The 22010-nt window shown below is 45.9% G+C and carries 27 protein-coding genes; 25 read left to right on the forward strand and 2 right to left on the reverse strand.

The features are described 5' to 3' along the window. The first annotated feature begins 72 nt into the window (after positions 1–72). The 9 genes from B5E64_RS13325 to B5E64_RS13365 all read left to right on the forward strand — a co-directional run bounded on the left by B5E64_RS13325 (position 73) and on the right by B5E64_RS13365 (position 8396). The gene (locus tag B5E64_RS13325) at positions 73–2136 is read left to right on the forward strand and encodes a beta-galactosidase (RefSeq protein ID WP_087168958.1); all 2064 of its coding nucleotides are present in this window, start codon (positions 73–75) and stop codon (positions 2134–2136) included. A 114-nt stretch (positions 2137–2250) separates the two neighbouring features. Beyond that, entirely contained in the window at positions 2251–3225 is a 975-nt protein-coding gene (hemB, locus tag B5E64_RS13330; RefSeq protein ID WP_087169014.1) for a porphobilinogen synthase, read from the forward strand. Between the two features lie 148 nt (positions 3226–3373). Beyond that, entirely contained in the window at positions 3374–3886 is a 513-nt protein-coding gene (locus B5E64_RS13335) for a ferritin (protein ID WP_087168959.1), read from the forward strand. A 259-nt stretch (positions 3887–4145) separates the two neighbouring features. Beyond that, entirely contained in the window at positions 4146–5213 is a 1068-nt protein-coding gene (locus B5E64_RS13340) for a PD-(D/E)XK nuclease family transposase (protein ID WP_087168960.1), read from the forward strand. A gap of 101 nt (positions 5214–5314) precedes the next feature. Next, positions 5315–6070: a class I SAM-dependent methyltransferase gene (locus tag B5E64_RS13345; RefSeq protein WP_087168961.1), complete on the forward strand. Its 756-nt coding sequence runs from the start codon at positions 5315–5317 to the stop codon at positions 6068–6070. 40 nt (positions 6071–6110) lie between these two features. Next, complete coding sequence (locus B5E64_RS13350; protein WP_087168962.1) at positions 6111–6872, forward strand: EFR1 family ferrodoxin; 762 nt, start codon at positions 6111–6113, stop codon at positions 6870–6872. A 12-nt stretch (positions 6873–6884) separates the two neighbouring features. Then, positions 6885–7361: a YaiI/YqxD family protein gene (locus B5E64_RS13355; RefSeq protein WP_087168963.1), complete on the forward strand. Its 477-nt coding sequence runs from the start codon at positions 6885–6887 to the stop codon at positions 7359–7361. Between the two features lie 13 nt (positions 7362–7374). Continuing rightward, positions 7375–7944 carry a hypothetical protein gene (locus B5E64_RS13360; RefSeq protein ID WP_087168964.1) on the forward strand — a complete coding sequence of 190 codons (570 nt, stop codon included), beginning with the start codon at positions 7375–7377 and terminating at the stop codon, positions 7942–7944. 134 nt (positions 7945–8078) lie between these two features. Further along, a complete protein-coding gene (locus tag B5E64_RS13365; protein WP_087168965.1) occupies positions 8079–8396 on the forward strand; it encodes a DUF6442 family protein in 318 nt (105 codons plus the stop codon). Between the two features lie 82 nt (positions 8397–8478). Here B5E64_RS13365 and B5E64_RS13370 read toward each other — a convergent pair whose 3' ends face one another. Next, complete coding sequence (locus tag B5E64_RS13370; protein ID WP_242960208.1) at positions 8479–9117, reverse strand: hypothetical protein; 639 nt, start codon at positions 9115–9117, stop codon at positions 8479–8481. Next, the gene (locus B5E64_RS18475; RefSeq protein ID WP_242960209.1) at positions 9093–9353 is read right to left on the reverse strand and encodes a MerR family transcriptional regulator; all 261 of its coding nucleotides are present in this window, start codon (positions 9351–9353) and stop codon (positions 9093–9095) included. The genes B5E64_RS13370 and B5E64_RS18475 overlap by 25 nt, the downstream gene beginning before the upstream one ends. Positions 9354–9559: 206 nt before the next feature. Here B5E64_RS18475 and B5E64_RS13375 point away from each other — a divergent pair, with 206 nt between their 5' ends. The 16 genes from B5E64_RS13375 to B5E64_RS13455 all read left to right on the forward strand — a co-directional run bounded on the left by B5E64_RS13375 (position 9560) and on the right by B5E64_RS13455 (position 21972). Further along, on the forward strand, positions 9560–9817 hold the full coding sequence (locus B5E64_RS13375; RefSeq protein WP_087168966.1) for a hypothetical protein: 258 nt from the start codon (positions 9560–9562) through the stop codon (positions 9815–9817). A 24-nt stretch (positions 9818–9841) separates the two neighbouring features. Continuing rightward, complete coding sequence (locus B5E64_RS13380) at positions 9842–10432, forward strand: SOS response-associated peptidase family protein (protein ID WP_087168967.1); 591 nt, start codon at positions 9842–9844, stop codon at positions 10430–10432. Between the two features lie 19 nt (positions 10433–10451). Continuing rightward, positions 10452–11123: a PHP domain-containing protein gene (locus B5E64_RS13385; RefSeq protein WP_087168968.1), complete on the forward strand. Its 672-nt coding sequence runs from the start codon at positions 10452–10454 to the stop codon at positions 11121–11123. Between the two features lie 151 nt (positions 11124–11274). Then, positions 11275–11505 carry a hypothetical protein gene (locus B5E64_RS13390; RefSeq protein WP_087168969.1) on the forward strand — a complete coding sequence of 77 codons (231 nt, stop codon included), beginning with the start codon at positions 11275–11277 and terminating at the stop codon, positions 11503–11505. Between the two features lie 38 nt (positions 11506–11543). Continuing rightward, positions 11544–12527, forward strand: a complete 984-nt coding sequence (locus B5E64_RS13395; protein ID WP_087168970.1) for a J domain-containing protein — start codon at positions 11544–11546, stop codon at positions 12525–12527. 75 nt (positions 12528–12602) lie between these two features. Then, positions 12603–13388, forward strand: a complete 786-nt coding sequence (locus B5E64_RS13400) for an APH(3') family aminoglycoside O-phosphotransferase (protein WP_087168971.1) — start codon at positions 12603–12605, stop codon at positions 13386–13388. 36 nt (positions 13389–13424) lie between these two features. Continuing rightward, the gene (locus tag B5E64_RS13405) at positions 13425–14216 is read left to right on the forward strand and encodes a tyrosine-protein phosphatase (RefSeq protein ID WP_087168972.1); all 792 of its coding nucleotides are present in this window, start codon (positions 13425–13427) and stop codon (positions 14214–14216) included. 21 nt (positions 14217–14237) lie between these two features. Further along, on the forward strand, positions 14238–15350 hold the full coding sequence (locus tag B5E64_RS13410; protein ID WP_087168973.1) for an alkaline phosphatase family protein: 1113 nt from the start codon (positions 14238–14240) through the stop codon (positions 15348–15350). A gap of 294 nt (positions 15351–15644) precedes the next feature. Beyond that, positions 15645–15863, forward strand: a complete 219-nt coding sequence (locus tag B5E64_RS13415; RefSeq protein ID WP_087168974.1) for a hypothetical protein — start codon at positions 15645–15647, stop codon at positions 15861–15863. Between the two features lie 41 nt (positions 15864–15904). Continuing rightward, positions 15905–16597, forward strand: a complete 693-nt coding sequence (locus tag B5E64_RS13420) for a Type 1 glutamine amidotransferase-like domain-containing protein (RefSeq protein WP_087168975.1) — start codon at positions 15905–15907, stop codon at positions 16595–16597. Between the two features lie 48 nt (positions 16598–16645). Then, complete coding sequence (locus B5E64_RS13425; protein WP_087168976.1) at positions 16646–17092, forward strand: NUDIX domain-containing protein; 447 nt, start codon at positions 16646–16648, stop codon at positions 17090–17092. Beyond that, positions 17085–18029, forward strand: a complete 945-nt coding sequence (locus tag B5E64_RS13430) for an AraC family transcriptional regulator (RefSeq protein ID WP_087168977.1) — start codon at positions 17085–17087, stop codon at positions 18027–18029. Before B5E64_RS13425 ends, B5E64_RS13430 begins: the two co-directional genes overlap by 8 nt. Before the next feature lie 2 nt (positions 18030–18031). Beyond that, on the forward strand, positions 18032–18544 hold the full coding sequence (locus B5E64_RS13435; protein WP_087168978.1) for a hypothetical protein: 513 nt from the start codon (positions 18032–18034) through the stop codon (positions 18542–18544). 302 nt (positions 18545–18846) lie between these two features. Beyond that, positions 18847–20163, forward strand: a complete 1317-nt coding sequence (locus B5E64_RS13445) for an extracellular solute-binding protein (RefSeq protein ID WP_087168980.1) — start codon at positions 18847–18849, stop codon at positions 20161–20163. Between the two features lie 86 nt (positions 20164–20249). After that, positions 20250–21149, forward strand: a complete 900-nt coding sequence (locus B5E64_RS13450) for a sugar ABC transporter permease (protein ID WP_330616776.1) — start codon at positions 20250–20252, stop codon at positions 21147–21149. 16 nt (positions 21150–21165) lie between these two features. Next, complete coding sequence (locus tag B5E64_RS13455; RefSeq protein WP_087168981.1) at positions 21166–21972, forward strand: carbohydrate ABC transporter permease; 807 nt, start codon at positions 21166–21168, stop codon at positions 21970–21972. Positions 21973–22010 lie beyond the last annotated feature (38 nt).

Below are 22010 nucleotides of genomic sequence, written 5' to 3' on the forward strand. Positions count from 1 at the left end.
TATTCGCCTGAAATGTGATATACTGGACAGAATGAGGAGTTCATAACATTTTGTGATAAGGAGAGGAAGAATATGAAAAGGAAAAAGCTTCCGTTTGGCTATGATGATCCTTCCTGTCCGGAAAGGACTTTGGGGGCGACGGACCGGTACCTGACAAGGAACGGAAGGCCGTGGATTCCTGTAATGGGAGAGTTTCATTTTTCCAGGTTCCGAAGCGAATTCTGGGAAGAAGAAATTGAAAAAATGAAAGCCGGAGAAGTACAGATTCTGGCTACATATGTGTTCTGGATTCACCATGAGGAAAAGGAAGGAGAATGGAATTTTGAAGGGCAAAGGAACCTTCGGGAATTTCTGGGAATCTGCCGGAAGTGTGAAATGCCGGTGTTTCTGCGGATTGGTCCATGGAGTCATGGCGAGTGCAGGAATGGAGGATTCCCGGACTGGCTGATTCAGAAAGAGGGAATCGAAGTGCGGACAGATCAGCCGCTTTACCTGTCTTATGTGAAGCGGTTTTTCGAGAAAATTTACGGGCAGACGGACGGTTTTCTCTGGAAACAGGGAGGGCCGGTGCTTGGTATTCAGGTGGAAAATGAATACGGACACTGTGGAGGTCTGACCGGAGAGGCTGGAGTCCGGCATATGAAGACGATCAAACAGCTGGCAAAAGAAGCCGGGTTCCGTGTGCCGTATTATACGGCTACAGGATGGGGCGGAGCGATTGTCCCGGAAGGGGAGATGCTTCCTGTCCTGGGAGGATACTGCGATGCACCATGGGAACAGCACATACATGAGATGCCGTTGAATGCGAATTATCTGTTTTCTCACAATAAGGATGATGGAAGTATTGGCAGTGACCTGCAAAAGGAGCGGGAACAGGAATTTACTTATGACACGGAGAAATATCCATATTTTACAGCAGAGCTGGGCGGAGGCGTGCAGGTAACGATGCACCGGCGTCCTGTGGTGGACAAAAAAGACACGTGTGCAATGGTGATCTGCAAGCTTGGAAGCGGAGCTAATCTTCTGGGATATTATATGTACCATGGAGGGACAAATCCAAAGGGAAGGTACAGTACGCTTCAGGAGTCAAAAGATACTGGTTATTTAAATGATCTTCCGGTATATTCCTATGATTTCCAGGCACCGGTCGGAGAGTATGGAAGGATTCATGATGTGTTTTATCACCTTCGGCCGTATCATCTGATGCTGAAAGAGTTCGGAAGCATGATGGCGGAAACAGAGTTCATTCTGCCGGAGTGGAGTGCCGGACGTCCTGAGGATCTGACAAGTGTCCGCGCTGCGCTGCGCCATGATGAGAAAACAGGATCCGGTTTTCTGTTCTGGAACCAGTATCAGAGACATGCTGTCCTGGAAGAACATCCGGGAGAAAAAATCGTAGTGGAGACAGAAGGAAAGAAAATTTCATTCCCGGCAATGGATCTGGAGAATGGAACATATGGATGCTGTCCTTATCATCTGTCATGGGGCAGTCTGCTTGTCGAGACTTCCAATGCACAGCTTCTTTGTACGTTGGGAGAGAGGCTGGTATTCTTTGCAGATGATGTAAGCAAGGTTCGGCATCAGATACGGGGAGATGAGTCGAAAATCATAACGTTGTCCCGGGAGCAGGCGGAACATGCCTGGAAAATAAACGGGAAATTGTATCTGGCGGAAGGTTGTATCTGCCGGGCGGGAGACAAGTACGATCTGCTCACATACAGTCCGGATGGACAGATCTGCTGTCTGCCGTCGGAAGAAAAAATATCGTATCGATGTGAAGAAAAACATTCGGGAGCAGAAATCAGCAGGATAACAGAAGGACAGAACTATACGGAGTATGAAATGAACATTCAATATCCGGATAAAGACTTTCCGGAAAACTACTGGCTTATTATAGGATTTGACGGAGACAGGGCCGAACTCTGGATGGACGGAGAACTGTGCGGTGACTGGTTTTATACAGGGAATGACTGGCAGATCGGACTGAAATATTTTGACTGGCCAAAGCAGATGACGATTCGGATTTATCCGGTGAGAGAGCATGTGTATGTCGAAAAGAAACCGGAGCAAAGATGCGGGATACGAAAGATCCATGTGCAGACCGAGTACCGGATTTCTCTTGGAACTTTGGAATAGAGAAAAAAGTTTATATAATTCCCTGGAGACTGCCGCATCAAACCAGGACCGCGCATTTATGGCGGCAGATGTAAGTAGGAAAATGAACTTGACAGGAAAAAGAAAGGCTAAATGATGGAATTGATAAGAAGACCAAGAAGATTAAGAAGATCTTCGGCTGTCCGTGAACTGGTTCATGAGACAGATGTTAGAGTGACAGATTTGATTTACCCGGTATTTGTTGTGGAAGGAGAAAAGGTGAAGGAGCCGGTTCCATCCATGCCGGGAATTTACCGTTATTCAGTGGATATGCTGAAAATTCATTTGAAAGAAGTGTGGGAAACCGGAATCCGTTCGGTGATCTTTTTCGGCGTGCCGGATCACAAGGATGCGTGCGGCAGCGGCGCATGGGATGAACATGGGGCGGTTCAGAGCGCACTTCGCATGGCAAAGGAATGTTTCCCGGATCTGATCTGTATTGCAGACATTTGCCTGTGCGAGTATACGGATCACGGCCATTGCGGGATTGTGCGGGATGGAAAAATCCTCAATGACGAGACACTTGCATATTTATCAAAAGCGGCAGTATCCTGTGCAGGAGCAGGGGCGGATATCGTAGCGCCGTCTGACATGATGGACGGCCGGATCGGACATATGCGCCGCTCACTGGATGAGGCAGGATATGAGGATACGCTCATCATGGCTTACTCTGTAAAGTATGCGTCGGCTTTTTACGGACCGTTTCGGGAGGCGGCGGATTCTGCGCCGGCATTTGGGGACAGAAAGACATATCAGATGGACTGGAGGAATAAAAAAGAGGTCATTGTGGAGACACAGCTGGATATCGAAGAAGGGGCCGATATCATCATGGTGAAACCGGCGATGGCCTATCTGGATATCGTAAAAACAGTCAGTGACAGATTTGAATTTCCGATATGCACCTACAGTGTCAGCGGAGAGTATTCCATGATAAAGGCGGCGGCCCTGAATGGCTGGGTTGATGAAAAAGCAGTAGTGATGGAAAGCCTGACAGCCATGAAACGTGCCGGTGCGGGAATGTTAATTACCTACTATGCACCTCAGGCGGCGAGATGGATCAGGGAGGGGTAATCCCGATGCTGGCCGGACAAACAGGATCAGGCTGTGGACGTTAGCAGATCGGGGAGAGTGTGCGCTTGACATGGCGGCAGGAAGGTGCTATAACTCGATTTAGGTATATGTTGCCGTACGAAAAAAGGAAAATGCAGGAGGAATGAAGATGTTAGATGCAAAAGTAGCAGAATTGCTGAACACTCAGATTAATAAGGAGTTTTATTCCGCTTATTTATATCTGGATTTTGCAAATTATTATACAGAAGAGGGACTGGACGGCTTTGCCAACTGGTACAATATTCAGGCTCAGGAGGAGCGCGACCATGCGATGCTGATTCTGAAATATTTACAGAATAATGGATGCAAGGTGACTCTGGAGGCCATTGACAAGCCGGATCAGAAATACGAGTCATTTGCAGATCCACTTCGGGCAGGATATGAGCATGAACAGTATGTAACAGGACTGATTCACAATGTTTACGATGCGGCAAATCAGGTAAAAGACTTCCGTACGATGCAGTTCCTTGACTGGTTTGTAAAAGAACAGGGAGAAGAAGAGACCAATGCGGAAAATCTGATCAAGAAGTATGAATTGTTCGGATCCGATCCGAGAGCCCTTTACATGCTGGATGGAGAACTTGGCGCCCGCGTATATGCAGCACCATCTCTCGTCTTATAGAATTTTATCCTGGATGAAAAAAGCCTGCGCAGAATGGTTGTTCTGTGCAGGCTTTTTTTCTTGATTGCGGAAGCTCGTTGTGCTACAGTAAAACTATCTATATTGGCGGCATTCTGACTGCCGTTTCTGTCTTCTTCTATCAGAGAAGAAGATCTCTTTTGCCGAAAGGCATTCTCATTTTCGGAAGCTCCACATCGGAGTCATAAAACCCGCAAATGAACGAAATGACAACTGAAAAAAGAAAAGGAGGAACATGGTTATGGCAACGATTTTAAAGACGTATTTTCCAACCATACGCACGCGCAAAGAAGTATTAGAGGAGATTTCCGAAAGCGAAAAACTCTCTGAGATGTTCCGGCAGTGGAACGAAGGGCAGCAGGAAGAATTTCTGGATGTCTGTACAGGAAACCGGGGGCTTCGGATTCTCTATGATTCCTTTTTTAAAGAGATTCTGAATCCCGAGACAGCCCCGGAGCGGCTGGAGGATTTTCTATCACTTGTGCTGAAAAAGAAAGTAAAGATTTTAAAAGTACTTCCCAATGATACGGTGCGGATTGCTGACGAACATTCTCTTGTGATTATGGATATTGTAGTGGAGCTGGAAGATCAAAGTATCGCAAACGTGGAGGTACAGAAACTCGGCTATCTGTTTTCAGGTCAGAGAAGTGCCTGCTACTCAGCAGATCTGCTCCTCAGGCAGTATAAGAGAGTGAAAGGAGAACGAGGAAAATCTTTCAGTTACAAAAATATGAAAAAGGTGTACACGATCGTTCTCTACGAGAAAAGTCCAAAAGAATTTAAAGAATATCCGGATGATTATATTCATAAATTTTCCCAGAAATCAGATACAGGAATCAAGCTGGAATTATTGCAGGAATATGTATACATTCCGCTTGACGTATTTCAGAATGTTGTGCAAAATAAAGGTATAGGAAACAGACTGGAGGCATGGCTTGAGTTTTTCAGTACAGATGAACCGCGGAGGATTGCAGGACTTTTGAAGGAATATCCGGAGTTCAAACAGATGTATCAGGAGATCTACGAACTGTGCCAGAATGTAGAGAAGGTGATGGAGATGTTCTCAAAAGAATTGTTGCAGCTGGATCGGAACACGGTACAGTATATGATTGATGAGATGCAGGAAGAAATTGACGGACTTAAAGGAGATCTGCAGAAAAAGGAAACTGTGCTACAGGAGAAAGAAACTGTGCTACAGGAAAAAGACAGCAGACTGCGGGAGACAGAAGCATCCTTAAAAGAAAAAGAAGAAGAAAATGCAAGGCTCCAGAATCAGATTCGGGAATTGATGGAGAAGCTGGAGAAATAGAAGTGAGATAGCAGCAACGCTGTCTGGAATACAAAAGCGCCTGTATGGGCGCTTTTGTGTATGCAAAGTAAGAAACGATATTTCAAGGGAGGGAAAAGCTGATGGAGAACTGGAAATCAATCTGGAAGCGGGAAGAAGATCTTGCGCACATTCATGGGTGGGATTTTTCGCATATTGAGGGGCGGTACGAGGAAGAGAAGGATCTTCCCTGGAATTACAGGGAGATTGTAAATCAGTATCTTACCGGGGATGCAGAACTTCTGGATTATGACACCGGCGGGGGAGAATTTCTGCTCTCGCTTGGACATCCGTGGCAGAAGACATCCGCAACGGAGGGATATCCTCCGAATGTGGAACTGTGCCGGGAAACATTGCTGCCTTTGGGAATTCATTTTAAAGAGTGTCAGGATCCGGCAAAAATCCCTTATCCGGATGAGAGCTTTGATTTGATTATCAACCGTCACGGCAACTTTGATGCACCGGAACTTTACCGGCTTTTAAAGAGCGGAGGCGTTTTTATTACAGAACAGGTAGGCGGTGACAATGACCGGGATCTGGTAGAGCAGGTACTTCCGGGGACGCCGAAACCGTTTCCGCATTTGAACCTGAAAGAGCAGAGAAAGGCTTTTGAGGATGCAGGATTCCAGATTCTTCGGGCAGAAGAGGCATACCGTCCGATTGTGTTCTATGACGTAGGCGCGTTTGTATGGTTTGCGCATGTGATAGAATGGGAATTCCCGGGCTTTTCGGTTGAAAAATGCATGGGAAATCTTCTTGAAATGCAGAATAATCTGGAACGGGACGGAAAAATAGAAGGTACCATTCACCGGTATCTGATCGTTGCAGGAAAGTTGTAATCGTGTTGGAAGAAGCAACGAATGGAAGGAGGAAAGAAACGTGATTTTATATTTTTCGGGAACAGGAAACAGTGAGTATGTGGCAAAGAGAATTGGAAAGGCTGTTGGGGATGAAGTACTGGATTTGTTTTCCAGACTGAAAAACAGAGACAGCAGAGAGGTATATTCGGACAGGCCCTGGGTGATTGTATCGCCTACTTATGCGTGGAGAATCCCGCGGATTCTGGAAGCATGGATAAAGAGAACAGAACTTTCAGGAAATAAGAAGATCTATTTTGTTATGACGTGCGGATTAAATGCAGGAAATGCCGGGAAATATCTGCAGGAGCTTTGCGCGGGAAAACAGATGCAGTATTTGGGGTGTATGCAAATCGTGATGCCGGAAAATTATATAGCCTTGTTTCAGACACCGCACAAAGAGGAGGCGGTGAAAATTATCCGCCGTGCGGAGAAAAGGATTGATGAGGCGGTTTCGCGGATTCAGAAAAAGCTTCCGTTTCCTCCGGCTAAAATCACTCCGGTGGACAGACTGAGCAGCGGTCCGGTCAATCAGGTGTTTTATCCACTGTTTGTACATGCTAAAAAGTTTTATGTAACGGGAGACTGCATTTCCTGTGAAAAATGTGCAAAAGTCTGTCCGATGAATAATATCCGGTTCCATCATGGGCGTCCGGTATGGGGAGATCAATGTACGCACTGCATGGCCTGCATCTGCAAATGTCCGGCGGAAGCGATTGAATATGGGAAACACAGCAAGGGACTTCCGCGTTATACGTTCCCGAAAGAACAGTTTCCTTTATAGGAGGATGAATGGATGCGGATTTATGTAGATGCGGATGCCTGCCCTGTAGTCAGGATAGTGGAAGAGACCGCAAAGAAATACAGTGTGTCTGTGACGTTGCTTTGCGATACGAATCATGTATTGAAGTCAGAGTATAGTGAAGTGAAGGTGATTGGTTCCGGAGCGGATGCTGTGGATTTTGCACTGATCGGATTGTGCAAAAAAGGGGATCTGGTGGTGACGCAGGACTATGGAGTGGCGGCAATGGCTCTTGGAAAAGGGGCTTTTTGCATCCATCAGTCCGGCAGGTGGTACACGAATGATAATATTGACCAGATGTTGATGGAACGGCATCTTGCCGGAAAAGCAAGAAGAGCTTCCAAAAAGAATCACCTGAAGGGGCCGAAGAAAAGAACGGCAGAGGATGATGAACGGTTTGTGAAGTCTCTGGAAGAACTGATACAAAAAGCGTTCGTAGAACATGAGAGAGAAACAGGAAAATTGGAATAAAGGAGAGGAAACGATGAAGAAGATAGCAGTAGTATTTCCAGGAGTCGGATATCATGCGGACAAGCCGCTTTTATATTACAGCAGAAAGATTGTCGGACGGTACGGATATGAGATTGTCTGCGCAGATTACGGGAAACTTCCATCGGGCATCAAGGGAGACGCAAAGAAAATGTATGCCGCCTACGAACAGGCACTTGCAAAGGTAGCAGAACAGCTTTCTGAAATTGACTTTGGTTCTTATGATAAAATACTGTTTTTGTCCAAGAGTATCGGGACCGCTTTGGCGGCGTCCTATGATGCAATGAACCGGATCGGAGCCGGACATGTCTATTATACCCCGGTGGAGGCGTCATTTCAGGCCATCGGGACGGAAGGAATTGTTTTTCACGGAACCGGAGATGACTGGGCGAAGACGGAAGTTATTGTCAGTGAATGTGAGAAAAGAAAGATTCCTCTTTATCTGACGGAGCATGCCAATCATTCCATGGAGACCGGGGAAACGCTACGGGATCTGGAGATTATGAGAGAGATCATGGAAAAGACGGAAGACTATATTCGTGAATTTTCCGCGAGGAACGAATAAACGTTCTTTTTAAAAGTAGAAGTTACATCGATTCTTTCCAGAAAGAAAGTAATTTTAAATCTGTTGACAAGTTTACTTGTCGATGATATGCTGAGGGCCACAAGCAGACCTGGCCTTATTTGGAGGGAATCAGTATGGAAAAAGAAGAAGTTTTATTAAAAAGCAGAAAAGAAAACAAGATTGTGGATGAAAGGGAACGCAATGTTCAGATGTGGGCCGGAAGAATGGCGGCCGGATTTGGTATCTTTATGTGCGCGGTACTTTCTATATTGGCATCATGGGCAGACAAAGGAGAAAATTACAGTGCATGGATTATTTTCTGTACGATTTACGGTTCAATGGAACTGATGATGTTTCTAAAGTTGAGAAACAAGTGGGATTTGATTTTGGCAGTCATAGAGATTGGCGGGGGAATACTGTTTTTTATAGCCTATTTGAAGGAACTGTTCTGATTTTAATTTCAAAAACTACCGGGAGAGGCAGTATGTTTGCGATCCTCCCGGTTTTTTCTTTCTATTTTTTATTTCCGGTATCTTATCCTCGCTCCCGGAAATGATCCAGATAATACTGAAATGCGCTGACAATATATTCAGCGGACCCGGTTCCGTGTTTTGTGTCTGTGACAGCGTGAATGTAGTCACCGGAGTAAAGTTCGATGATCAGATCGCAGTAAGATGCATGATCGCAGAACAGCTCCGAAGATGCGGTGTCTCTGGCCCGGGAAATTGCATCCCGGACAAGCTGCTGAACAACATCTGAGGAAACGGGTTCTCCTTTATGAGAGGCGAGTTTGACAAACGGATCTTTCGCTTTCAACTCTTCTGGAATCTGGGCCTGCCACTTCTTCATGATTTCTGAAAAATGTTCCAGATTGTATTTCATTGCCTCAGTGTACGCCTCGACACTGCCGAATTCCTGGACGGCGAGGCGGGCAGCCTGTGCCTCGCTTTTACGGATTTGCTGAATAAACAGGTCGAAATTTTCTTCACTTCCCCAGTAGGTAATAACCTCATCTTTGTGACTGGTTTTGAACTCTTCCAGTGCGCGGAAATATTCAGAAAGATCATATTCTTGGAGATTATCAATCGTATCGCGCTCTTCCAAGCGGGTCAGAAGTTCGATCTGCCGGTCAAGATGCCCTCGTTCAATTAAAAATTGATGTTTTTCCTGCAAAATGCCGTAGCGCGGTCAGAATTTGCCCCGCTCAGAAGGTGCTGAATTTCTTTCAGTGAAAAGTCAAGTTCTTTCAACGTCAGGATCTGCTGGAGTTTTCCAAGGGCCTCTTCGTCGTACAGGCGGTATCCGGATTCCGAGAGACTGGACGGTTTCAGCAGTCCGATTTCATCATAATATTGCAGTGTTCGTACACTGATTCCACTCAATTTTGCGATTTGACTTATTGTCTTCATGTGCTCCACTCCTTCTATCCCTATCATACCGTATCACGCAGCGTGAGAGTCAAGAATCGAAGCAAAAAAAGCACAGATTTTTAATTGTTTATTATTCTTATGAAAGAAATGCAGAGGCACTTGTAGGAGAAATGAAGGAGGCAATTGACGCCGACGTGCTGAAACTTACCGTGGCGGATGAAAACCGATGAAAAGTATGTTCCGCTTTGTGTGGGGAGACATGCAGATTTGGCACCTATGCGCCGGCGGTCAACGCATTTCTGAGTGAAAATCAAATAAAAGGAAAGAAGATCTATCTTCTGGTGTGCAATGGTGGTAATATGAGAAATACATGGAAGAACTTCCATAAGGCGCTGGAAGGAAATGAGATCGTATCAGAGCTTGATCTTGTGTACCCGATCCGTAACGGAATTCAGGACGCGAAGAACAAGGTGAATCAGTGGATCAAAAAAGCGATGAAATAAAAAACAGCCGGAAAGGGACAAAAGATGTGCAGCCTGTTTTATATCGATGAGACAATCCTGGAGAAACTAAAAGCGTTCGCGACAGAGATGGACAGCGAAGCCAAAAACGTATGCCTCGGGCGTGATATCCGTCCGACAGAACGTGCGCTGATTCTGAAGTGGAATGGAAAAGGAATCTGTCTTTCCGGTGTAAAATGGGGCTATCCGGGGATTCAAAAGAGCGGCGTGCTGATCAATGCAAGGGCTGAATCCGTTCTGGAGAAAAAGATTTTCGCGGACGGAATCCGGTATCACCGGGCAGTTATTCCAGCAAGTCATTTTTACGAGTGGAATCAGAGGAAAGAGAAAAATACCTTTAAGAGCAAGGATGGAGAGATCCTTTATCTGGCAGGATTTTTCGATATCATGGAGAATGAAGAACGCTTTGTGATTCTGACGACAGAGGCAAATGCATCGATGAAACCGGTTCATGACCGGATGCCGCTGATTCTAAGACAGGATCAGATCGAGGACTGGCTCTGGGACGAAAAAGCGACTGAAGCAATGCTGTGCCAGACGCCGGAAGAACTGAAACGACAGGCGGATTACGAGCAGATGACATTGTTTCCGATGTGAGACAGGAAGGAGAAATGTTATGAAAATTGAGATGCACGTCCATACAAGTGAGGGAAGTCCCTGCGCAAAAGCAGATGCAGAGTCAATCATGAAAGCATACGCTGAAGCGGGATATGATGCGCTTGTGATTACGAATCACTTTGACTCCGTTTTGCTGAACGAGTTTGGAAAGACGGACGAGGAGAAAATAGAACGGTATCTTCTGGGATACAGAAAAGCTAAAGCGGCAGAAGAAAAGTATGGAATTCAGGTTATGCTTGGTGTGGAAATCCGACTGGAACCGAACGAGGAAGATTTCCTGATTTACGGGATCGACGAGGACTTTTTATTCCAACATCCGGATCTTTGTTTCCTAAGCCAGGAAGAAATCTATCATCTCTGCCATTCCTGCGGTGCGTTATTTTATCAGGCACATCCGTTCCGGGAACTATGTGTACCTCGTGAGCCGGAATTTTTAGATGGAGTGGAATACAATCAGCGTCCGAACAGCGGGAATCATAATGAAAAGCTGGATGAATGGAGAAAGGCATATCCGGAATTGAAACTGGTTTCCGGCAGCGACTGCCATGATCTGGATCAGGTGGGATTCGGTGGAATCGAGACAGAGAAGGATGTCCATAATATCAAGGAAGTTGTCGCATTGATGAAGGAAGAAAAAATCCGGCTGATTGTCAGCACAGATTCAAATTGATAGAACGAAAAAAGAGGCATTTTTGTCTCTTTTTCTGCTATAATATCAAAAATAGATAAAATTATGAAAAATTAGCAGTACTATTTTAAAGGAATGAGGAGAATGAGTATGGTTCTAAAGAAATTTGATCCATCGCAAAAGGCGGTAATCAATGCTGAAGATTTTGTGGATCCGATTGCAGGGATGCATTTGTGTGGATATGGAATGTTCCGCCAATGCAGCTGCAGCCAGATTCCGGGGAAGAGAACTGTTTCAGTTTTTCTATGCGGCGGATAATCTGGACGCGGAACAATGGGATATAAGAAGTCTTGGCAATGACGCAAAACTGATGGAAAAAGACCGGATTGCCATGATTGCACTAGAACTGGCTGTCCGGATCTGACGGAAAACGGCAGCAGAGGAAATGAGGTGAGAAGAGGCATGAATCTGGAAGAAGCGATGGAGATACTGGATGTGGTGCAGGGCGAGGATAAAGCTAAGATCAGGAAGAAGTACCGCAGCCTGATGCGGAGGTATCATCCGGACGCCCTGGGATCGGACCGGCCGGAACAGATCAGGCGGGTGCAGCAGATGAATGAAGCCTATCACCTTTTGATGAAACAGGAAGTCCCGATCCTGCGGTCTGCACGAAAAAGGCGGAAATGGGAATGGACGGGCACAGTCAATGCGGATGCCTTCTGCGAACGAAATGTCTACCTGCATTACAGTATGGATGTGGAAGGGGAGCCTTTGTATTATCAGGCGGCCCGGGGGAAGTATATGTGGGACCCGGAGGAAGAAGAATTCAGTCTGTTTCTTATAAGCCTCCGTCATGCTGCGAAAGAGCTGCTGGAACAGGTGGAGAGAAGACAGGGGACGTTCCGGGAAGAGGATACCCTGCAAAGCGACCATCGCTTTCAGGTGCAGGCAAAGCTCTTTCATCTTCTCACCCGGCAGTTCATTGATCCGTTGGCGGCGCTGAGAAAAGCGGCAAAGCCGAAGATGATCGATTCGGAGGGAAGGGCGGTTTATCAGTTCCGGGCGTGGGTCGGCGCAGAAGGCTCGGGCGAAGCTTTCCGGGCAACGGGAGAACTGAAAAAAGGAGCTCCCATTTATCCAAAAGCATTTCAGGGACACCGGATTCTCGTAAAGAACCGGGAAGGGAAGGTACTGGGGCATCTGTCCTTTGACGAGGACTACCTGTACTTCTGCCTGATTCCTCTTCTGAAAGAGAAATGCGCCAAGGTCCGGATGCATGTACGGGATGTGAAAGAGAATAGGAGAGGCTGGCCTCACAAGGCGAAAGTGGACGTGGACTTTTATTTCCGGCTGGAACAGGAGCCGCCAAAAGACCGGACTGGAGATCTGAATGAAGAGATCCGGGAGTTACTTCTGGCTTATGAAACAAAACTGATGCAGAGATAGAGAGACTGGACTTCTATCCTGCCATTGAGTAAAATAAGAAGTACGAACCAATGGAAAAGTTTGAGGAAATGGAGTATGGAATTACCACAAAGTATTAGAAATCAAATAGAAGGAAAAGAGTACCAGATCGATGAAACCGGTATGTCCGGCTCCCGGATTTTGCTGTTTTCCGATATGGTGCTGAAAGTGCAAAGGAAAAGCAGGGAAACGGAGCAGGAACTGTGTATGATGGAGTGGCTGCAGGACAGACTTCCGGTTCCAGGGATTCTCGCAAAAGAAGAGGCCGGAGAGGAACAGTTTCTGCTGATGAGCAGGCTGGAAGGGGAGATGATGTGTGAGGAGACTTACATGGGAAATCCTGTTCTTCAGACAAAGGTGCTGGCAGAAGGATTAAAAAGACTGTGGGCAGTGGATCTTTCCGGATGCCCGGCCGACTGCCGGCTCGATCACAAGCTGATGCGGGCGGCAGAGCAGGTCGAACAGGGGCTGGTAGATCTTGACAATGTAGAGCCGGATACATTTGGCCCGGAGGGATTTCGCGGTCCGAAAGAACTTCTGGACTGGCTTTTCGGAAACCGGCCGGAGGAAGAAGCAGTTCTCTCCCACGGCGATTACTGCCTGCCAAATGTATTTGGAAAAGGAGACCGTTTGACAGGCTATCTTGATCTTGGACGGGCAGGGATTGCAGATAAATGGTGCGACATCGCACTTTGTTACCGGAGCCTTTCCCAGAATTACAGCGGAAGATTTCACGGGAAAGCGTATTCCGGTTATGACGATCTTTTGTTGTTCAAGGAACTTGGAATTGCACCGGACTGGGAGAAGATCCGGTATTATATTTTGCTGGATGAATTGTTTTAGTATAGAGAAAAGCGGAATCGAAGGAGGAGGCTGCATATGATTGGAGCAGAATTGGCAAATTTCCGGGATCTGGGAGGACTCCGGACAAAGGATGGAAGAGAAGTTGCGCCAAAGCGGCTGCTGCGGTGCGGAGATATGTCTGAACTGACCGGGGAGACGATCCGTAGCTTGCAGGAAGAGTATCACGTGGTCAATGTGGTTGATCTTCGGACAGCAGAAGAGCGGGGAAAGGCACCGGACTGCGAAGTACCGGGAGCCAGGGCGTATGTACTTGATTTCTTCCCGGGAGAGAAGCTGATGGGAAGAGGACAGGCGACAGGAAGCAGGGAACAGTTGATGAACATGCAGAACGCACAGCTGCTCCATGACTATATGAAAAAGCTGTATGGGGAATTTATTACGACCCGGACCGCCAGAGACGCGATCCGCAGTTTTGTGCAGATCCTGCTTGAGACAGAAGAAGGAGCGACTGTCTTTCACTGCTTTGCCGGAAAAGACCGGACAGGCATTTCCGCAGCAGTGATTCTGACGATTCTGGGAGTGCCTCGGGATACGATCATGGAAGATTATATGGAAACAAACCATATGCGGGCGGCAGCCAATCAGGTGATTCTGGACGGCCTGAGACAAAAATGTGCATCTGAAGAGATGCTTAAAGCAGTGGAGACAGCGTTGAGCGTGGACCAGGACTATCTTTGCACAAGTTTTGAAACCGCGCACCGGGAATATGGTTCCTTTGAGAATTACATCGAAACCGGACTTGGAATAGGACAGGAAGAACAGAAACGCTTAAAGGAATTGTATTTGGTTAGAACGTGTGCGCTTTAGATCATATGTGAGGGGGAAAAGATGGATCAGAAATTGAAATTTCCAGATTATGAAAACGGACTGGCCAATCTGGCGCAGTCAGTCTTAAAGAATTTTGGAATCCGTGAAAAAGGGCAAAAGACACTTGCGTGTGTGGATACGTTTCTGGAAAAGGAGTACGAAAATATTGTCGTATTTCTTCTGGATGGAATGGGAAGCAGGATCATGGAGAAAAATCTGGAGGAGACCGGATTTTTTAGGAGCCACATGAAATGTTCCTACAGCTCGGTATTTCCGCCGACTACGGTGGCGGCGACCACATCTATTAGAAGCGGACTGAAGCCGTGTGAGCACGGATGGCTTGGCTGGGACTGTTATTATCCGCGGATTGATCAGAATGTTACGGTTTTCACCAACATGAAGACAGGAACCAGTATTCCGGCAGCAGATTATAATGTGGCTGAGAAGTATTGCGGATACGAGACAGTCGTGGAGAAAATTAACCGCCGCGGCAGGGATGCTTATGAAGTTATGCCGTTTGCAGAGCCGTTTCCAAAGACCATGGAAGAAATCTGCGGACAGGTTGAAATGCTGTGTAGAAAGCCTGGAAAGAAATATATTTATGCGTACTGGAACGAACCGGACAGCACCATGCATGAGACCGGATGCTACAGCAGCCAGACAAAACAGATTATGCGGAAACTGGAACAGCAGGTCCAGGCTTTAAGTGATAAGCTGGAGAAAACGCTTCTGATCGTGACGGCAGACCATGGACTGGTGGATACACAAAATGTTTCCATTACCGATTATCCGGATATCATGGAATGTCTGGTGCGGATGCCTTCTATCGAGCCGCGGGCACTGAATTTGTTTGTAAAAAAGGAGAAAAAAGAGCAGTTTGAAAAAGCATTTCGGAAAGCTTTTGACGGGAGCTTTTTGCTGCTGACAAAAGAAAAGGTGATAGAAAAAAGACTTTTTGGGGTTGAAGCCGAACATCCGGATTTCCGGGAAATGCTGGGAGACTATCTGGCAGTCGGAACCGGGGAGCTGACAATCTTTTCCTCCCGGGAAGAAGCAGACTTTTTTGTCGGAGTCCATGCAGGACTGCGGGAAGAAGAGATGCTGATTCCGCTGATTGTGATGGAAAATGCGTAGTATTTGCAGATAGATGGAAGAGAGAAGAAACAGAAAGGACATCTTTCGGAAAATGGATTCCGGAGATGTCCTTTTCGTGTTTTATATTGACAAAATCGGATTTCAATGGTATTTTCCGATAAAAAGTGGGAGTTGAAGAGACGAAAGAGATTCTTACAAACTATTTGAGCCGGAGAGAAAGGAACCTGAATCGGCTCGTAAGGCAGGAGATGAACAGATCTGAAAATTATAGAATCGCGCTATAAACAGTCCGAAAATTCTGGCATAGGACTTACAGAATATGGAGGGAAAAGAATGGACAGTGCTTATTGGAAGGAACAAAAGAAGTATTTGCAACTGACAAGGAAGCATATGTGGAATGAAGATTATGTTGAATTTATCAGTCCGAGTCAGGACGGTGAGGAGTATGCAGAACATCTGGCAGCGTTTGGAGAAACAACGTCAGAAAACGATGGAAAACATTCTGTCGTCTCAGCAAAGTGTCATCTGATTTCCTTCGGAAGAAAAAAATGATATAATCAAAGAACGATTATAGAAGCAAGGAGGAACAGACCATGAGAATATTTTTGTGCGGTGGCGGAGACGGCGATCAGACAAAAGACGCCTGCCGGCGTCTAAACGATGTGATCGATCATACAAAACCGATATTGTATCTTCCGTTTGCCATGGAAAATGCGGACTATGACAGCTGCCACGAGTGGGTTCGGGGCGAGCTTCGGTGTGTGGATGTGCCGGATATCGAGATGGTTAAAAGCGCGGAGGAACTGGACGGGACAAATGTGGAAAACTACAGCGCGATTTTTATTGGCGGTGGAAACACATATAAATTATTGAACGATTTGAAAGCAAGCGGAAGTTTTGAGAAAATCAAAGCATATATCGAACAGGACGGCATTGTCTTCGGAGGAAGCGCAGGCGCGATTATCTTTGGATATGATATCGAAAGCTGTGCGGCTATGGATCAGAATAAAGTGGGGCTGAAAGATACGAAAGGATTTGATGTCCTGAGCGGATATTCGGTGTTTGCGCATTATACGAATGGAAGTTCAAGACTGACAGAGCAGGAGAACCGGGAGCGGACAGAAAGATATACAGAAAAACTGCTCCGGTATTCGCAGGAACGTGGTCCGGTCATTGCCATGCCGGAAGAAGATACCCTGTTTCTGAATGGAGATCATTTTGAAATGATCGGAAGCAGGCCGTATTATTGTTTTGAAGGGGGAAAAAGAAGGGAAATGATTCCGTAGACAGGATGCGAGACCAGACAAGAAATATAACAGCAGGAGGTAACAGCCATGGTAAAAGTTCGTTTTTATGATGAGGTGGAAGATTCCCTTTTAAAATTTGCTGTGATGATTGCGCGGCATGATGGAAAATGGGTGTTTTGCAAACACCGGAAACGGGAAACATACGAGGTGCCGGGAGGACACCGGGAGCCCGGAGAGAAGATAGACGAAACGGCAGGAAGAGAGCTTTATGAGGAGACCGGAGCGTTGGATTTCGATCTTGACCGGGTCTGTGTGTATTCGGTAACCTCAGTGGACGAGGAGGGAAAAGAAGGGGAAGAAACATACGGGATGCTCTACACGGCAGAAATCAGGAAGTTTGAGAAGGAGCTTCACAGCGAGATTGAAAAGATCCTGATTACAAAGGATCTGCCGGAAAAATGGACCTATCCGGAAATTCAGCCGGTTTTGATGAGAGAAGCAAAAATACGGCGGGGAGGGTATCACGATGAGTAGGAAGAGAAAAAAGACAGCCGAATTCAGATACTACCGGATGCCGGAAAAGAGGACAATTATAGCGCTTCTAGGAGAAAAATGGCAGCAGAATTACGGAAGGAATATTGATTATCTGCACTTTCATAATTTCCTGGAGATAGGTTACTGTTACGAAGGCAGAGGATCGATGATACTGGGAACAGAAGAATATCTGTTCAGAGGAGGAGAATTTACTGTGATCCCGAAAAATTATCTGCATACAACGAACAGCGAGCCGGGAAATATCAGTACGTGGGAATATCTGTTTGTCGATGTGGAACAATTGTTGAGAAAGCTGGTTTCGGGAGCGCCGGGATATGTAGACCAGATGATTCAGGCGATTAATCAGAAAGCAGTTTTTGCAAAGGGAAACGAAATGCCTTATCTTGCGGAGCTCTTGAAGCGTATTCTGGATACGATGCGGGAAGGGAAGATGTTCTATCTCGAGGAGGCGGAAGGGATGATGCTGGCATTTCTATCGGAGATTGCCAGAAAAAATATCGCCTTTTTTGATCAGCCGGGCGGAGGAGTCCGTGAGGAAGCAAGGATGAACAATCTCATTTACCGGTCCTTGGATTATATCAGCGATCACTACCATGAGCGGATGAAAGTCAGTGATATTGCAGCGCAGATTCATATCAGCGAAACACATTTCCGCCGTGTGTTTTCCCAGTGTATGGGGATGAGTCCTCTGGAATATATCAATATGGTCAGAATCCAGTCGGCATGCGAGTACCTGAGAAAGACGGATGAACCGATTGCGACGATTGCGGGAAAATGCGGATATTTCACAAGTTCGACCTTTAACCGGAACTTTCAGAAGATTATGGGGATGGCGCCGGAGGAGTGGAAAAAGAGACCGGAAAATTACGAACAGCAGATTCTGCAGTTTAATGTGCGGTCAGAGGAAGGGTGGTAAAAATGTATAGTACAAAAATCATAAAACAGGTGAAAAGAAAGAAAAAACCGGGAGCCGGGGTGCTGAAAATATTGATGATTGTGTTTGGAGTCCTGTTTATCCTGATGGGCATTGTTTTTTCAAGAGGGTTCATGCTTCCGGGCTTCCTTCTGATTTGCCTTTATTTTGCTTTTGATATGTTCAGCCAGAAGGAATATGAATATGTTATGGAAGGAAATCATTTTACAATCGATGTGATTGTAGGGAAAAAACACCGGAAAAATGCCCATGAGCTTGATTTAAATCAACTGGAAGTGGTGGCGCCGAACTGGCATGAAAAGGTGGCAAAGTACCGTATTAAAGGAGGAACGGAACGTCTGGCAAAGTATGACTATACCTCTTATGATGATGAAATTCCGTACTACACCATGATCATTGGTGATGGGAGAGAAAAGATCAAGATTCTTCTGGACTTGAACGAGGAAATGCTCCGTACTATGAAAAACATGTTTCCTGACAGGGTCTTTTTTGCATAAAAAGGGGGTTCAGAGGATAAAAGAGACAAAAACAGAAGGTAAATATGCAAAAAAAAAGTGCATTTTTGGCAGAATGGACAAATGAAATGGAGCTGATGCTGAAAAAAACAGAGAAAAGGGTGTACCGATCGAACAAAAAAATAACGGAAAAACAAAAAAAACGGGGCGAATGGCACAAAAATGATCGAAAATGCATAATTTATATACGAATCTGCAAACATTTCATGGAGATGTCTTGATATAATACTTTCAGAAGATGTTCGAAAGACTGGACGGACATGAAAAAGGAGGAGGTATTTATTATGAAAAGAAAGTTGATTTCAGCATTACTGGTTAGTGCCATGACAATTTCTCTTGCAGCATGTGGTACTGGCGGAGGATCTTCAGACGGAGGAGAAGGCGGTGGATCCGGTTCTTCAGAAGGCGGCCACAAACTGACTGTATACGCATGGGACCCGGCATTCAATATTCCGGCTATTCAGGCGGCGGCAGACGACTATAAGGAAAATGTAGATTCTGAATTCGAACTTGAGATTTTGGAACAGGCTTCTTCCGAAGATGTGGAGACAGCAATTACAACAGCAGGATCTTCAGGAGACTACTCCAACCTTCCTGATATCGTGCTTTTCCAGGATCACTACATTCAGAGATATGTAGCTGACTATCCGGATGCATGGACACCGCTCGGAGATGTTGACATTAACTGGGATGATTTTGCAGCTGAGAAACTGGACTACTCCACAATCGACGGAGAGCACTATGGAGTACCTGTAGACAATGGTACCGTTGTTGCGGCATACCGTACAGACCTTCTGGAGCAGGCAGGATACACAATCGATGACCTGACAGGATGCACATGGGACAAATTTATCGAAATCGGTAAAGCCGTATACGAAAAAACAGGAAAAGCCCTTCTTTGCATGAACAGCGATGGAAACGACCTTCCATACATCATGATGCAGGCTGAAGGTGTTTCCCAGTTTAAAGACGGAAAACCGTACATCACAGAAAATGAAACACTTGTAACAATTGTTGAGAAACTTGTTGAGATGGCAAAAGAAAACGTGCTTCTTATGCCGAACAGCTGGTCTGACTATACAGACAAAGCAATCCAGGGTGACCAGGTTGCCGGTGTTATGAATGGTAACTGGATCATTCCTACCATCGAAAAAGTAGCAGCAAACAGTGGTAAGTGGGCGATCACAAGCATGCCGACACTGGAAGGCGGCGAGGGATATGCAAGTAACGGAGGCTCTTCTCTGTACATCACATCCAACTGCCAGAATGTTGACCTTGCCAAGGACTTCCTTTCCTACACATTCGGAGGAAGCACAACAACATATGACAATGCACTGAAAAAGGGCGGTGTGATTTCTACATACGCACCGGCAGGTGAGACAGAAGTTTACAACGAAGGTGTAGAATACTTCAACAACCAGCCGATCTACGCTGACATCGTTGAAATGGGAACACACGTACAGACTGTTGAACAGAGTGACTATCACTACTCCGCACGTAACTACATCGGATCTGCGATCGTAAATATCATCAATGGTGCAGACACGATGGATGCACTGCAGGAAGCAGAAGATCAGTTGAACTTCGAGATGGGCAACTAATCTTCTTAATTGAAAGAGAGTGAACAGTAACGGGGAACGAGTTTTCGTTCCTCGTTATTCGAAATTAGTGTAAGGGAGGGGCTCAAGTGAAACAGAAAAAAAAGATGAGCTTACTTGCCAAGCAGTCAGCGGCCGGCTGGATATTTTTAACTCCGGCGGCTTTGTTGATTGCGGTCATGGCATTCTGGCCGATGATTCAGGCTTTTATCATGTCACTGCAGACCGGTTCCAGCGCAAACATGCAGTGGTCCGAACCGATCTTTAACAATTATACCAGAATGTTTCAGGATAAGCTGTTCCTGAGATCAGTCGGAAATACATTTTTGTACCTGATTATTCAGGTGCCGATCATGCTGATTCTTGCAATCTTGCTGGCGCAGCTTCTGAATAACAAGCATCTGAGATTAAAGGGATTTTTCCGTACATGTATCTTTCTTCCTTGTGCGACATCCCTTGTATCCTACTCTTTGATTTTTAAATCCTTGTTTGCAACAGACGGACTGATCAACTCCGTTCTTGTTCATCTTGGTATTCTGGAGTCCAATTACAATTTCCTTGGAAATGCAGCCAGCGCAAAGGCGGTTATTATCATCGCCCTGATCTGGAGATGGACAGGATACAACATGGTATTCTATCTTGCAGGATTGCAGAATATTGAATATTCCGTTTACGAGGCGGCCAAGATTGACGGTGCGAACGGATGGAAGACATTCTGGGGTATTACGGTTCCGCTTTTGAAACCAACGATTATCATGACATTTATCATGTCCATCAACGGAACGCTTCAGTTGTTCGATGAGTCTGTCAACCTGACAAACGGTGGACCGGCAAATGCGACGATCACCATGTCACATTATATTTACAACAACTCACTTGGACAGGGTGTTGCAAACTTCGGATACGCGACGGCAATGTCATTCTTCGTATTTATTATTGTTGCGATCCTGGCATTTATCAATATGAAAGTAGGTGATACGCGTGACTAAGAAAAGAAATAGAAGTATGATTCAGCGCCGGTTGATTCCTACATACATATTTTTGATTATCGTAGCGTTCCTTTCCGTATTCCCGTTCTACTGGATGATTTCAGCAGCAACAAACACTTCCTTCGAGGTGGCAAACGGAAAGCTGACGCTCGGCGGACATTTTATCGAAAACTTCCAGAATCTTGTAAACGGCAATGATCTCTGGAGAGCAATGGGCAATTCTTTCCTGTATTCTATTTTGCAGACAGTTCTTGCGATTTTGATCTGTTCTCTTGCAGGATTTGGATTTGAGCTGTATCATGACAAGAAAAAGGATGTTCTGTTTTCCATTATTCTTCTTGCCATGATGATTCCTCAGGTAGCGACGATGATTCCTCTGTTCAGACTGCTTTCATCAGCAAAGCTTTTGAACTCGGCGTTAGGTTTTATCCTCCCGTCTCTTTCGACGCCGTTCCTGATTATGATGTTCCGTCAGAATTCACGTAACTTCCCGGTTGACGTTATGGAAGCAGCGCGTATCGACGGACTGAGCGAAATCGGAATCTTCGTAAGAATGTACATGCCGATGATGAAAGCAACCTATGCAGCAGCAGCGGTTATCACATTTATGAATGCATGGAATTCATACCTGTGGCCGAAGGTAATTATGACCCTTCCGGAGTCACAGACAATGCCGATGTTGATTGCCAACCTTTCAGGTGGATATACAACAGACTATGGTGTATTAATGGTGGGAGTTCTCTTCTGTTCCATTCCTACTATGATCGTCTTCTTCGTACTTCAGAAACAGTTTGCAGAAGGTATTACAGGAGCCGTAAAATAATAGACAGAGAGCCCGCATAAGAGCAGGAGTCTGCCGCA

Source organism: Drancourtella sp. An12 (genome assembly GCF_002160935.1).
In the GTDB taxonomy this organism is placed as follows: Bacteria; Bacillota; Clostridia; order Lachnospirales; family Lachnospiraceae; genus Sellimonas; species Sellimonas catena.

Coding starts and splice junctions, on each gene's coding strand:
- B5E64_RS13325 (WP_087168958.1), top strand. CDS start 73: ATGAAAAGGAAAAAGCTTCCGTTTGGCTATGATGATCCTTCCTGTCCG.
- hemB (WP_087169014.1), top strand. CDS start 2,251: ATGGAATTGATAAGAAGACCAAGAAGATTAAGAAGATCTTCGGCTGTC.
- B5E64_RS13335 (WP_087168959.1), top strand. CDS start 3,374: ATGTTAGATGCAAAAGTAGCAGAATTGCTGAACACTCAGATTAATAAG.
- B5E64_RS13340 (WP_087168960.1), top strand. CDS start 4,146: ATGGCAACGATTTTAAAGACGTATTTTCCAACCATACGCACGCGCAAA.
- B5E64_RS13345 (WP_087168961.1), top strand. CDS start 5,315: ATGGAGAACTGGAAATCAATCTGGAAGCGGGAAGAAGATCTTGCGCAC.
- B5E64_RS13355 (WP_087168963.1), top strand. CDS start 6,885: ATGCGGATTTATGTAGATGCGGATGCCTGCCCTGTAGTCAGGATAGTG.
- B5E64_RS13360 (WP_087168964.1), top strand. CDS start 7,375: ATGAAGAAGATAGCAGTAGTATTTCCAGGAGTCGGATATCATGCGGAC.
- B5E64_RS13365 (WP_087168965.1), top strand. CDS start 8,079: ATGGAAAAAGAAGAAGTTTTATTAAAAAGCAGAAAAGAAAACAAGATT.
- B5E64_RS18475 (WP_242960209.1), bottom strand. CDS start 9,353: ATGAAGACAATAAGTCAAATCGCAAAATTGAGTGGAATCAGTGTACGA.
- B5E64_RS13380 (WP_087168967.1), top strand. CDS start 9,842: ATGTGCAGCCTGTTTTATATCGATGAGACAATCCTGGAGAAACTAAAA.
- B5E64_RS13385 (WP_087168968.1), top strand. CDS start 10,452: ATGAAAATTGAGATGCACGTCCATACAAGTGAGGGAAGTCCCTGCGCA.
- B5E64_RS13390 (WP_087168969.1), top strand. CDS start 11,275: ATGCTGAAGATTTTGTGGATCCGATTGCAGGGATGCATTTGTGTGGAT.
- B5E64_RS13395 (WP_087168970.1), top strand. CDS start 11,544: ATGAATCTGGAAGAAGCGATGGAGATACTGGATGTGGTGCAGGGCGAG.
- B5E64_RS13400 (WP_087168971.1), top strand. CDS start 12,603: ATGGAATTACCACAAAGTATTAGAAATCAAATAGAAGGAAAAGAGTAC.
- B5E64_RS13405 (WP_087168972.1), top strand. CDS start 13,425: ATGATTGGAGCAGAATTGGCAAATTTCCGGGATCTGGGAGGACTCCGG.
- B5E64_RS13410 (WP_087168973.1), top strand. CDS start 14,238: ATGGATCAGAAATTGAAATTTCCAGATTATGAAAACGGACTGGCCAAT.
- B5E64_RS13415 (WP_087168974.1), top strand. CDS start 15,645: ATGGACAGTGCTTATTGGAAGGAACAAAAGAAGTATTTGCAACTGACA.
- B5E64_RS13420 (WP_087168975.1), top strand. CDS start 15,905: ATGAGAATATTTTTGTGCGGTGGCGGAGACGGCGATCAGACAAAAGAC.
- B5E64_RS13425 (WP_087168976.1), top strand. CDS start 16,646: ATGGTAAAAGTTCGTTTTTATGATGAGGTGGAAGATTCCCTTTTAAAA.
- B5E64_RS13430 (WP_087168977.1), top strand. CDS start 17,085: ATGAGTAGGAAGAGAAAAAAGACAGCCGAATTCAGATACTACCGGATG.
- B5E64_RS13435 (WP_087168978.1), top strand. CDS start 18,032: ATGTATAGTACAAAAATCATAAAACAGGTGAAAAGAAAGAAAAAACCG.
- B5E64_RS13445 (WP_087168980.1), top strand. CDS start 18,847: ATGAAAAGAAAGTTGATTTCAGCATTACTGGTTAGTGCCATGACAATT.
- B5E64_RS13455 (WP_087168981.1), top strand. CDS start 21,166: ATGATTCAGCGCCGGTTGATTCCTACATACATATTTTTGATTATCGTA.